Below are 12,764 nucleotides of genomic sequence, written 5' to 3'. Positions count from 1 at the left end.
GAAATGAAATATTCACTTATGGCCGCCAGCATTATCTTTGGCCTGTCTGGTGCGGTGAGTGCCGCGCCGTATACACTCACTGAATTACCAACCAGCGACATAGGCAAAATGCACTATGTGACGGATGCCAATGAGAGCGGTGATGCCATCGGCCGCGTAACGGGACTGTATAATCTGCCTGTCGATATCAGTTATATCGATTTTCAAGACAGTTCGATTGTCGATTATTACGACACCTACAAAAGAATTTTAGAAAACAGGGAAGAAACCATCTCTTTTACCCTGGATGACATAGAGAATGGTGATGCGCTTACAACAGACGCAGAAGCACATAACTTTATGCTGGGTTACTTGTCATCTGGTACACAAAGTGCGAGTGCTGAGTTCCAAAAAATCAGTTCTGTATCTGGGCTCGAATTCACCGGCACCAGTGTTAATCTGATTGACTTGTTCGATGTCGAGTCGCCAGACTATGCGGGCCTGACACGTTCCGTCAGCAATGCGGTGACCGCCATCGCGGCAGATGGCACTGTGGCTGGCTGGGGCTCTGCGCCTTTTAAAAAGATCACGTTTACGCCTGAGGGAGAAAGTGAGGCGAAAACCTATTTTGTTCGTGACTGGCATGCTCGTGGTATCGTAATCTCGCCAGGTGGCAAGCGTGTCACACTTGAGCCTGAGTTCACCGAATATGGCGGCTACAGTATCGCGACAGACATTACCCTGACCGATGAAGGCAACTATCTGGTGGTGGGCCAGGCATCAGTGGGATTGCCAGAAAACAGCCAAACCACCATTACAGATAACTGTGACAATAAAGACGAACCAGAAGCTGTTTGTATTTGGCGTCAGGGCCGTGGTATCTATGATTTACGCGCTTTCCAATGGACATTGGATAAAGATTTCAACGTTATTGAGGCAAAGAACCTGGGTATTGGCCTCGAGCGCAAAGACGATGAAAACAATCCATTTTACAGCTCGGCGTTTGCCATCAATAAGGCGGGGGTCGCCGTTGGTAAATCCAGGATCAGAATTGACGATAGCCTGAAAGCCTATGAAGAGCCGGGCTATTACCAGGATGGTCAATTTTTCACTTTGCGAGAGCACGATGTTTTTGACCAGGCCGGTAATGCGGTCGACATCAACGACAGTAACGTCATTGCCGGATATGTAGGCCGACAATACCAAGGCTCTTTATTTGAAGTAGCCGGGTTTTACTACGATATGAGCAATAAAACGTTTGTGGAACTGCCCAGTTATTTCAGTGGCTCAGACACTTATGTCAGAGACATCAACAACGCCGGTTACATTGTGGGTCAGGGTGAAATAGAGAAAAACGTTTCCAGCCCTCGCAGCGAGGCCTTTATGTATAAGATTGGCGATGAAAAGCTGACTAACATCAATGATTTACTGCCTTGTCAAAGCGATGAATTCCCATATGTCGTGGCGGAAGCCATTCGCATAACAGATGATAATACGATTTACGCAGTAGCAACCAAAACGGTTACTAAGTTGGATTCATTTGGCAACCCGGACAAAGACTCCGATGGCAATGAAGCGTCAGAATCAGTGACTATACCAGTCGTATTGACAAAAACGGGCAGTACAGACCTGGAGCAGTGTGTTGCCCCGGAAACTGAGACTTATGAACGTCAGTCAGCGTCTCTGAGCTGGTTGTCTTTACTTGCACTGCCGCTGCTGTGGGTACGCCGCAGACGTCAGAAATAAACACCCTCGGGGCATGCCTTTACCGGTATGCCCCGTATTTATTACCACTCCAAACCTGTCCTTTTAGAGCGCTATATCTACCTAAGCCGCCAGTCGTTATTGGCTACGATTAGGATAAGTTTCCTACTGCGACCGTTTGGCCTTATGGCTGACTTCTAATATTGTACAAATCGAGCACGTAAAACGGATGGTTTGTCCTCTTTCTGGCTGTCGTTTCGCATGTTTAATTGTGCGATAAGAGCACTGTTTTAATCAATTTTACCCCGTGAAACATACATTTTATATCTTCTGATTGGTTAAAAAGTACTATAAAAATCATTTTTAGCCATCCTTATGGCTGTTCTTACCAGTGCTTTTTGTAAGTTTTAAGATACGCAATGATGAAGGCTGGTTATCTCAGTATTCATAAAAACGCAACAAATAAATAATCTTTACTATTATCAATAGCATAAAAGCATTTATGACTCACGTTGCAGAGTAAATAAAAGTAAAAATGTACTAGATTATTATTTTTATATAGTCACTTGTTATGTCTATTTGGAACGATACACTGCATCCGCCTGGACCGAGATGGAAAACAAACTCATTTTTCATTGATGTCAGGTTAAAAATAAAAACAAGTGAGGATGTATTTATGCAGATAATTAACATGTCAAAGCCAGCCGTTAAGCTTAGCGCAATAGCGCTGGCATTAATGGCACACCACGCGAGTGCGGCGGTGGATTGTAGTGGGATACCTCAGTGGCAAGCCGGTCAGGTGTATACGTCCGGCCAGCAAGTGCAACAAGATAACATAGCCTACCAGGCAAATTGGTGGAATCGTTCATCACCTAAGCTCCGCTCCGGTCAATGGCAGGAATGGCGTAAGCTGGGTGAATGTCGTGGCACTGAGCTACCCAATCAGTCACCGGTTATTGATGTCACTCAGCCCCAGGGTGAGGTAAATGTAAGTGAAGGCGAACAGATCCAGTTCGCTTTTGAAGCGAGTGACAGTGATGGTGTGATCAAGCAGGTTTTGGTTTATCACAATGACACCCTGGTCAAAGTTTTAGACAAAGCCCCCTATGTACTTGACTGGAAAGCACGTACAGGGGAACACCTGTTTCATGCGGTGGCCATTGATGACGATGGCGCAAAAACTGTATCGACCAGGCGGAAAGTCGTAGTGAACGCGTTACCGCCGGAAGAAAAAAACACCGCACCGGTTTCACGTTTGACAGCCGAGTTGCCCAGTGAACTGGAAGTGGGCAGTCTGGTTCGCCTCACATTGCGAAGCCATGACAAAGAAAATGATGGTTTAACTCAGATACTGACGCTAAATGGGGAAGAGGTTAAGCGTACAGAACTGACTGAGGCGCAATATGAGTGGTCAGCTGCATCGGCCGGCCGTCACGAGTTTACTTTGCAGGCAACGGACGAGCATGGCCTGGTGTCAGAAACAATAACGCGTACTTTCATTGTGAAAGCGCCTGGTGACGATAAAACAAGCCAGCTGGATTGTTTGCCTGCCGGACTATATCGTACACCCGGCGTAACCAGTGCTTATTGTGATGTATACGATAGCGAAGGTCGGGAGAAAATGGGGGCGGATCATCCCCGGCGCGTGATTGGTTACTTTACCAGCTGGCGACATGGTAAAAACGGTCAGCCAAGTTATCTGGTCAATGATATTCCCTGGGACAAGATCACCCACATTAACTATGCGTTTGCTCATGTAAATAGCCAAAATGAGCTAAGCATTGGCGACCCTAACGCTGAGGGCAACGCTGCAACCAATATGACCTGGCCGGGCGAGCCGGGCGCCGAAATGGATCCAAGTCTGCCTTATACCGGTCACTTTAACTTATTGAATCGTTACAAAAAGCAGTATCCACACGTCAAAACCATGATCTCAGTTGGTGGCTGGGCAGAAACGGGCGGTTACTTTGATGAAACCGGAAAGCGCGTCAACAGTGGCGGGTTTTACACTATGACCACCCACGCCGATGGCAGTGTTAATCATGAGGGGATAGAAGCGTTTGTTGCCAGCTCTGTGGCCTTCTTACGTCAGTACGGTTTTGATGGTCTGGACATTGACTACGAATATCCGTCCTCGATGAAAGACTCGGGCCATCCTGAAGATTTTGAGATCAGCAATCAGCGCCGCGCTGGCCTGAATCAATCTTATCAGGTGCTGATGAAATCCCTGCGTGAAGCACTGGATAAAGCAGGCGAGCAGGATGGTAAGCACTATATGCTGACCATAGCGTCTCCTTCTTCGGGCTACTTACTAAGAGGTATGGAAACGTTCCAGACCGCGCAATATCTCGACTTTGTGAACATCATGAGTTACGACCTGCACGGCGCCTGGAATGACCATGTTGGCCATAACGCACCTTTGTATGACACGGGTAAAGACACCGAGCTGAAAACCTGGAATGTCTATGGCACCAAAGAGTTTGGGGGAATTGGCTATCTCAACACAGACTGGGCCGTGAATTATTTCAGAGGTGCATTGCCTGCGGGGCGGATCAACATAGGCATCCCTTATTACACCCGTGGCTTTAAAGATGTGCGTGGCGGTGAAAACGGTCTCTGGGGTCGCGCGCCTCTGCCAGATCAAAACGCCTGTCCGAAAGGAACTGGGATTGGCGAGAAAAACAAATGTGGCAACGGCGCCATTGGCATCGACAACCTATGGCACGACATTGAAAACGGACAAGAAGTCGCAGCAGGCTCCAATCCACTTTGGCACGCAAAGAACTTGCAACACGGTATCAACCCAAGCTACCTAACCGATTATGGCTTAACACCAGACACAGACTCGGATGATGTGCTGCGTGGCGAGTATGTGCGGCATTACGATGACATCGCTGTCGCGCCCTGGCTGTACAATGCACAGAAAAAAGTCTTCCTGTCGATGGAAGATACCGGATCCATGCAGACTAAGCTCAATTATGTGGTTGAAAAAGGTCTGGGTGGCGTGATGTTCTGGGAGCTGGCTGGCGACTTCGACTACCATGCGGATAAAGGTGAGTACTTCATGGGTTCGACCATGACCAGCCTTGCCTATAACACCTTCAATCAAGATGGTACTAACTACGCAACGACGCAGGGTGATGCCGAATTCACGGTACCTGAGATGGCAGTCGATATTCGCTTTGATGCCAAAGACTTCCCGGTTGGCGATCAGAACTACCCGATCAGACCTACATTTGCGTTCACTAACCACTCGGAGCTAGACCTGAGCGGGGCAACTATCAGCTTCAATGTGCCAGTCTCAACCTCGGCGATTTTTAAATCCAACTGGAATGCCCGCAAAAAGCTCGGCATGAAAGTAGAGCATGATGCCAGCAACACACGCGGTAATAACATAGGTGGCTTTGACAACGAATTCCATCGTTTCTCAATTACCCTGAAAAACGAGTGGGGTGGCCAGCTGGAGTCGTTTAAGCCGGGAGAGACCGTGAATGCCCAGGTGATGTACTACATGCCGATCACGGGACCGGTTAACTTTATCATTGAAAAAAATGGCAAACAATACGCCTTCAGTAGTGAATACCCTCAACTGCCTGTAGCGAAAAAGTCGGACGACACATCCGGCGGTAATCCACCACAGGGCTCACGTTGTCAGGGCGTTGAGCTGGGCAATATCAATCAATATCCTCAGTGGCCGCGCACTAATTGGGCCGGTACACCGAGTCATGCGCTCGGTGGCGATATGCTGATCCATAACGGTTACGTTTACAAAGCAAAATGGTGGACCAATGCAACACCGTCTAATGGTGGTGCGTGGCAGCAGGTTTGCGCGCTTTAATCCTCAAAAAAATAGCGGTGGCATCACTGCCACCGCAGGAGATAACCCTATGAAATACAATAAAACCCTATCGGCTTTGGCCGTTGGGATGACCCTGGCTGCCATCAATCAGGCGCATGCCCATGGCTATATGGACTTTCCCAAGGCCCGTCAGGCGATTTGTCAGGAGCAGGGCGGGTTTTGGTGGCCAAAAGATGGTTCCAAAATCCCCAATGGAGCTTGCCGTGCTGCATTTTTGAAATCCGGCCATGTGCAGTTTATCCAGAAACATGAATTTGCCGTCAATACGGCAGAGTTTAACGATCAAAGCGCGGTTGAGGCGAATATTCCCGATGGGACTTTATGCCATGCCGGAGATAAAAACAAAGCTGGCATGGGCTTACCCTCCAAAGACTGGCAGAAAACCCCTGTAATGGTCGATGGTAAAGGGCAAATCAAGATCCGTTATCGGGCCACAACGCCGCACAACCCGAGTTTTTGGCAGTTTTATTTAACCAAGCCGGGCGTGGATTTTGAAAACAAAGCACTCAGCTGGGCTAATCTGGAGCTGGTGCAAAGTCATGGCAATGTCGACTTTTTTATGGCACCCGACGGTAACCGTTATTATGAGATGACAGTGGCCGTTCCTGATAAGTTTTCGGGCGATGCCATCCTTTACAGCCGCTGGCAACGGGATGATATAGTCGGAGAAGGCTTTTATAACTGTAGTGATATTACGCTCATCAGAGACGCTGAACCCCAGCCGCCACAAAGTTGGCACAGCGCCGGGTACTATCTGCGTCAGGGGCAGACGGCCAATATTGGCGATACCATTTGGTTGCGGGCGTTCGACGGCAACGGCAAAGAGCTTATTCAGGAAAAACTCACCATTTCTGAGCAGCGCCTTGCCGACTGGCCAGCGTATTTTGCGACGCAGCTCAATGAGGCGTTCGCTGCACTGATCCGCATTGGGGTGCAAGATGCGCACGGCAATATTCACTTTGATACAACTAATCTGGCGAGCAATCAGGTTTTTTTGAGCGATCAGGCGCATACCTTTAATCTCAGTGTGGTTGCCAGGCCCGTGAATACACCACCCACAGTGCATACCCCGGCCGTCTTGACGGTACAAGAAGGACAAAGCGCACATTTGCATGTGCATGCCTTTGATGACCAGCAAAGCAGACTGGATTTCGACTGGCAGTTGCCTGCCCAAGTCAGTTACACCGGCAACGGCGCAACCATCACAGTCACGGCCCCACAAGTAGATAAAGACACGCAATTTAGCGGCAAAGTTACGGTTTCCGACGGACAACTCAGCACCTCAGTCAACCTGGTCATTGCCGTGACCAACCAAAATGACACCCCGACGCCCCCCGATAGTGATACCTGGCAGGCGGATAAGGTCTATACCGGCGGAGACATTGTCAGCTTTAACGGCAGCCAATATCGCGCCAAATGGTGGGTTCGCGGGCAACGCCCCGATACAAGCCATGCCTGGGAGCGCATTGCGCCGCCCTCAGAACCGCAAGACCTATGGCAAGCCTCCGTGGCTTATACCGGCGGTGCAATTGTGCGCTATCAGGGCGAGCGTTATCAGGCGCGCTGGTGGACCCGAGGCCAGCAACCTGGCAAACACAGCGTGTGGAAAAAACTATAACAACGAACGAGGAAAGAACATGTTTAACTATTTGATCAGTGCGGCTGCGGTCGCATCAGCTTTATCAGTAGCGACAGCTGTCGCTGCGCCATCAACCCCGAGCATTAACTGGAAACCGCAAAACTACTCCTTTGTTGATGTGAATATTTATGGCCGAGGGTCATACAAACAGCTGATCCAGGCCAAAGAGGTGGTCGATATCGCGATTGAATGGAATGCCTGGTCGGGCAAGGGGGGTGACAGTTACAAAGTGTACTTTGATGACAAGGTGGTCAATGAAGGTAAACTGGCGAAAGGCACCACCAGCGGGGTGATCCGCTTCCCTTATCATAGATCAGGGCGGCATGAATTGCGCATTGCATTGTGTGATGCGTCGGGCTGTGCCACCTCTGCCAGCAAGCCCATCGTAATTGCGGATACCGATGGTGGGCACCTGGAACCACTCAAGCTAAACGTCAACCCCAATAACAAAAAGCATGACACTGATCCCAATACGGTAGTAGGTGCCTATTTTGTTGAGTGGGGCATATACGGCCGAAACTTTGATGTGACCCAAATCCCGGCGGATAATCTGACCCACCTTTTATATGGCTTTATTCCTATTTGTGGTCCGAATGATTCGTTGGCTGAGATAGAAAATGGCAATAGTCTGCGCGCCCTAAAGCTGGCCTGTGGCAGCTCTGATGACTATGAAGTGGTGATCCACGACCCCTGGGCTGCGGTTCAAAAGGCACTGCCTGGGATCAGCAGTAACGATCCAATTCGTGGCACCTACGCGCAATTAATGGCGCTGAAACAACACAACCCGGATCTGAAGATCTTACCTTCGGTAGGGGGATGGACTTTATCCGATCCTTTCTTTGATTTTACGGACAAAGCAAATCGCGACACCTTTGTGAAGTCAATGCGCAAGTTCCTGACCACCTGGAAATTCTATGACGGCGTAGACATTGACTGGGAATTTCCCGGTGGTGATGGTGCTCACCCTGATTTGGGCGCCAGCACGGATGGCGAAACCTATGTGTTGCTGATGAAAGAGCTCAGAGAGATGTTGGATGAGCTGGAAATTGAAACCGGTCGTGAATTCGAATTAACTTCAGCCATTGGTACCGGCTGGGACAAAATCGAAGATGTTGATTATCGCGATGCTGCGCAGTACATGGATTACATCTTTGCCATGACCTATGACTTTTACGGCGGCTGGAACAACGAAACAGGCCACCAGACGGGCATTTACTGTGGTTCACATCTGAATTCAGATGAGTGCCAGGGCACGGGTGTTGATGAGCAAGGTGAAGCAAGAAAAGGCCCCGCTTATACGCTGGATAATGCTATTCAGCTACTACTCAAGCAAGGCGTTCCCAGTGAAAAACTGGTCGTCGGTGCAGCCATGTACGGACGTGGCTGGGAAGGGGTATATCCCAAAAATGCCAAAATCGCCGACAACCCGATGACGGCACCGGCCAATGGTAAGCTACGAGGCAGCACGTCACAGGGCGTCTGGGAAGCGGGTGTCATCGACTATAAAGGTCTGAAGGCGCACATGATTGGCAGTGGTGAGCAGGGCATTAATGGCTTTGAGGTGGGTTATGACACTACAGCCGAAGCAGCCTTTGTGTGGAATCGCGATACCGGGACGCTGGTGACCTATGACAGCCCGCGTTCCGTCAGAGCCAAGGGCCAGTATGTCCGTGAGCACAACCTGGGCGGCTTGTTCGCCTGGGAAATTGATGCCGATAACGGCGATATTCTCAATGCCATGCACGAAGGCTTGGCCGGGAAAGTGACTAAGCCGGTGCCCGTGAACAAAGCACCCACAGTTACTGTGCCGGCTAGCCTGATTTTGCAGGCGGGTGACATCTACATCCTGACTGCCGACGCGCGGGACCCGGAAGGCAAAGCGCTGACCTATCGCTGGTCAGGCGATGCTCAGCTGAATCTGCAAAGCGAGCATGACAGCGTTATCGTAACAGCGCCCAATGTCGCTCAGGACTCGGTTTTTACGGTCAACTTACAGGTCTCCGATGGGGTGAACCAGGTACAGCGACAAGTCAAAGTACTGGTGAAGGCGATGGTAGTTGAAAACAAAGCCCCCGTTGTTGGAGACATAGCGAGTATTAGTCTGGATGAAAAGGCCAGCAAAACCCTGACCGTGGGTGCCACTGATCCGGAAGGTAAAAAACTGAGTTACCAGTGGAATGTGCCTGGTCACACAATCAGTGGTCAGGGCGCATCTGTGACCCTGACGGCCTCCGAAGTGGATAAAACACAGACTGTGACCGGGACTGTGACCGTCAGCGATGGTGTCCATGAAGTACAACGTCAATTCAACGTCACAGTAAAAAATCTGACTGAAACACCTGAACCGACCCCTGGTGATGGCAACACCACCTGGGATGCCAATAAAGTGTATGTAGGCGGCGACAAGGTGTTTTACAAAGGTGTGGAATATCGCGCTCGCTGGTGGACACGAGGTGCGTTGCCTTCCAATGGCGGTGTATGGCAGGAGATCATCCCAGACGATGGCAAAGTACGTGCCTGGCGCAGTGACCTGGTTTATACCGGCGGTGACAAAGTAACACATGGCGGCGAAACCTGGCAGGCACGCTGGTGGACCCGTGGTCAGACGCCTGGCAGTAACGGTGTGTGGCGCAAGCTATAAATTAATCGGCTGTTACGGATAACTCCTGTGAGCGCAGGGATGCGCTTCTAAAGATAAATAAAAACAACGAACAAAAAGAGTAAAATCATGTATAAGTTATCACCCATAGCGTCTTTTCTCGCTGCAGTGAGTGTATTTGGTTCTACTGCAAACACCGCACCGATCAGTGTCCACAGTAACAAACAGCTGGAATCTCAGCTGATTGAACAGTTGCAGCAGTCAACGCGCTTTTTCCAATCCCGTCAGGCAAATACTCAGCCAGACTTTGAATTTAAAACCCACAGCCGCAGCGAAGATGGCAAGCACCTGCGTCGCAGTCAGTATTACCAGGGAGTACGAGTACACGGTGGTGAAATTGTGACCCATCATGATGCGCAAAACCTGCTCAGTGTGTGGTTTTCCCCAGAGGGGAATATCACGGGTGTCAGTGGCTCAGTGGTACCGGCGCCTAAGCTGGATTCGGTTGTGGCGTCAATTGATGAAGCGCAAGCTTTGCGCAGCGCAAAAGCCAGTATCCCGAACCTTTTGCTGACCCAGGACGAACAGATTGAGCTGGTGGTGTACCCCTATCAGAATGGGTTCAGATTGGCCTATCGGATTAGCTTTTTTGCTGAGACAGAGCAAGCACCCAGCCGACCGGAGTTCTTTATTGATGCCCATAGTGCAGAGGTATTGAGTCATGTTGAAACACTGACCCACGGCAAAATTGGCACGGGCCCCGGCGGCAATGAGAAAATCGGCCGCCACTATTATGGTGAGGATAAGCCAAAGTTTTATGCCACAGAGCGTGATGATGGGCGTTGTGCCCTGGCACATGATGATATTCGCGTTATCGACATGGAACACGACATCAGTAATACAGAGACCTTTGTGTTTGATTGCCACGAGAACCAGCATAAGTCAGTTAACGGTGCGTACTCTCCGCTGAATGATGCCATGTACTATGGTAAAGCAACGCTTGAGATGTTTGATGACTGGTACAGCAGCCGCGCGCTTGAAGGCGATTTGGTGATGCGGGTGCACTACCGTGAAAATTACCTCAATGCATTTTGGAATGGCAAGGAAGTGACGTTTGGCGATGGCAACTTGTCGCGTTATGGCGTATATCCCTTTACATCACTGGGCGTGGTCGCCCATGAGATTGCCCATGGTGTGACGTCACAAAACTCCAAGCTGATATATAGCAGTATGTCTGGCGGTGTAAACGAAGCGTTTTCAGATATGACATCGGAAGCACTGGAGTGCTTTTTGAATCAAGACGCCGATGGCAATTGTGAAGTAGACTGGTTAATTGGTGCCAGTATTTTCAAAAACCGCACAGCGCTGCGCTATATGGATGACCCAACCAAAGATGGCAAGTCGATTGGTCATGCGGATGATTACACCATAGGGCTGGATGTTCACTATAGCTCTGGGGTGTTTAATAAAGCATTTTATCATCTGGCAAACACACCCGGCTGGGGTGTGAAAAAAGCCTATGAAGTGATGTTACATGCCAACAAACACTACTGGGTTTACAACGGCAATTTTGAGTCGCTGGCTTGCGGCGTAACGGATGCCGCCGAGGAGCTGGGCTACGACACTAAAGAGGTTGGCGCGGCGTTTAAACAGGTGGGGGTTTTTGCCTGTACAGAAAATAAACCACCAGAAATTAGCATAACAAACCCGGGCGAGGGCAGTCGCTTTAAGATTAACTCAGCGCTGACCTTCAGTGCAGATGCAAAGGATGATTATGGTGAGGTTGCTAAAGTCACTTTTGTTATAAACGGCGAGCAATATCGGACATTAACCGCTGAGCCTTATGAGATAAACTGGCAAAGCGGTGAAACCGGCACCTATCAACTCAGCGCGATTGTAGAAGATAACGAAGGACTGACAGTCACCTCAGAGGCCGTGCGCTTTACCTTAATTGACCCTGCGCAATGCCAGACACCCCAGTGGAGAGAAAGTCAGGTCTATGTCCAGGGTAATAAAGCGTCCTTTGATGGCTTTGAATATACGGCCAAATGGTGGAACCGAGGCCAGAGCCCAGCGCATAACTCAGGTTCCTGGGGCGTGTGGCAGCGCGGCGTTGAGTGTGGTATCAAAGCGGAGCAACCAAATCAGGTGCCTGAACTGACCTTCTTATCACCAGACAATGATCTCGAGGTGAGTGAAGGCAGCAAAGTTGCGGTGGCATTAAAGGCTACCGACAGAGATGGCACGATTAAACAGGTATCAGTGAGTGTCAATGGGCAGTTGCTGACTGAGCTTACTCAGGCACCTTATGCATTTAACTTTGCCGCAAAACAAGCTGGAGAATACATTCTGAGTGCGGTTGCCATAGATAACAAGGGTGCCCGTTCAGAAGCAGTTACACGCACAATCAAAGTGAATGCCATAAAAAGTGAGACCCATGCACCAGAGGTAACCCTGAACAGCCCCAAAAATGGCAGTGAGTTTGCACCGGGGCAGCCAATCGCACTCCAGGTCAGTGCGTCTGATAAGGATGGGGACCTGGCTCAAGTCCGTTATTTTGTTAATGGCAAACAGGTGGCAAGCAGTCATACAAAGCCTTACTCAGCCTCGGTGACCTTGGGCGAAGTGGGTGCGTATGAGGTATATGCGGTGGCCAGCGATAAGAGTGGGCTGCAAACTCGCTCAGCCACGCACAACATCAGCGTCAAAACAAAGACACCTGGATGTCGAGTCGGTGCCTGGTCCGCCAATACGGTTTATACCGCGGGTGAACAGGTGAGTTATAACGGTCGGTTGTTCCAGGCCAAGTGGTGGACACGCAACCAGAATCCGGCCGATAATGCTAGCCGCTGGGCTGTGTGGAAAGAAAAAGGTGATTGCAAGTAGATAATACCCATTCCACTTAATACCTGTTCAATTTGACGGAGCAAATATGACGCTGACAGTGTTAAAAATTTCTTATTTATAACAACTAAATAGCAAAA

At 49.7% G+C, this 12,764-nt stretch carries 5 protein-coding genes; all 5 read left to right on the top strand.

What is annotated here, in order from left to right; genetic code table 11:
* Positions 1–3: 3 nt before the first annotated feature.
* The 5 genes from C3B51_RS15875 to C3B51_RS15855 all read left to right on the top strand — a co-directional run bounded on the left by C3B51_RS15875 (position 4) and on the right by C3B51_RS15855 (position 12,666).
* Positions 4–1,725, top strand: a complete 1,722-nt coding sequence (locus tag C3B51_RS15875) for a DUF3466 family protein (protein ID WP_130245698.1) — start codon at positions 4–6, stop codon at positions 1,723–1,725.
* 634 nt (positions 1,726–2,359) lie between these two features.
* Positions 2,360–5,521 carry a glycosyl hydrolase family 18 protein gene (locus C3B51_RS15870; RefSeq protein WP_130245697.1) on the top strand — a complete coding sequence of 1,054 codons (3,162 nt, stop codon included), beginning with the start codon at positions 2,360–2,362 and terminating at the stop codon, positions 5,519–5,521.
* Between the two features lie 49 nt (positions 5,522–5,570).
* Positions 5,571–7,160 carry a lytic polysaccharide monooxygenase gene (locus C3B51_RS15865; protein WP_130245696.1) on the top strand — a complete coding sequence of 530 codons (1,590 nt, stop codon included), beginning with the start codon at positions 5,571–5,573 and terminating at the stop codon, positions 7,158–7,160.
* A gap of 19 nt (positions 7,161–7,179) precedes the next feature.
* Positions 7,180–9,822, top strand: a complete 2,643-nt coding sequence (locus tag C3B51_RS15860) for a glycosyl hydrolase family 18 protein (protein WP_130245695.1) — start codon at positions 7,180–7,182, stop codon at positions 9,820–9,822.
* An 87-nt stretch (positions 9,823–9,909) separates the two neighbouring features.
* Positions 9,910–12,666 (top strand): Ig-like domain-containing protein, encoded by a 2,757-nt coding sequence (locus tag C3B51_RS15855; protein WP_130245694.1) that lies wholly within the window; start codon positions 9,910–9,912, stop codon positions 12,664–12,666.
* The last annotated feature ends 98 nt before the right edge of the window (positions 12,667–12,764 follow it).

This window comes from Pseudoalteromonas rubra, from assembly GCF_004212645.1.
Taxonomy (GTDB): Bacteria; Pseudomonadota; Gammaproteobacteria; order Enterobacterales; family Alteromonadaceae; genus Pseudoalteromonas; species Pseudoalteromonas rubra_G.
Note: the sequence above shows the minus strand (reverse complement) of the source record. Positions and strands in the feature narration are given on the sequence as shown.

Coding starts and splice junctions, on each gene's coding strand:
- C3B51_RS15875 (WP_130245698.1), top strand. CDS start 4: ATGAAATATTCACTTATGGCCGCCAGCATTATCTTTGGCCTGTCTGGT.
- C3B51_RS15870 (WP_130245697.1), top strand. CDS start 2,360: ATGCAGATAATTAACATGTCAAAGCCAGCCGTTAAGCTTAGCGCAATA.
- C3B51_RS15865 (WP_130245696.1), top strand. CDS start 5,571: ATGAAATACAATAAAACCCTATCGGCTTTGGCCGTTGGGATGACCCTG.
- C3B51_RS15860 (WP_130245695.1), top strand. CDS start 7,180: ATGTTTAACTATTTGATCAGTGCGGCTGCGGTCGCATCAGCTTTATCA.
- C3B51_RS15855 (WP_130245694.1), top strand. CDS start 9,910: ATGTATAAGTTATCACCCATAGCGTCTTTTCTCGCTGCAGTGAGTGTA.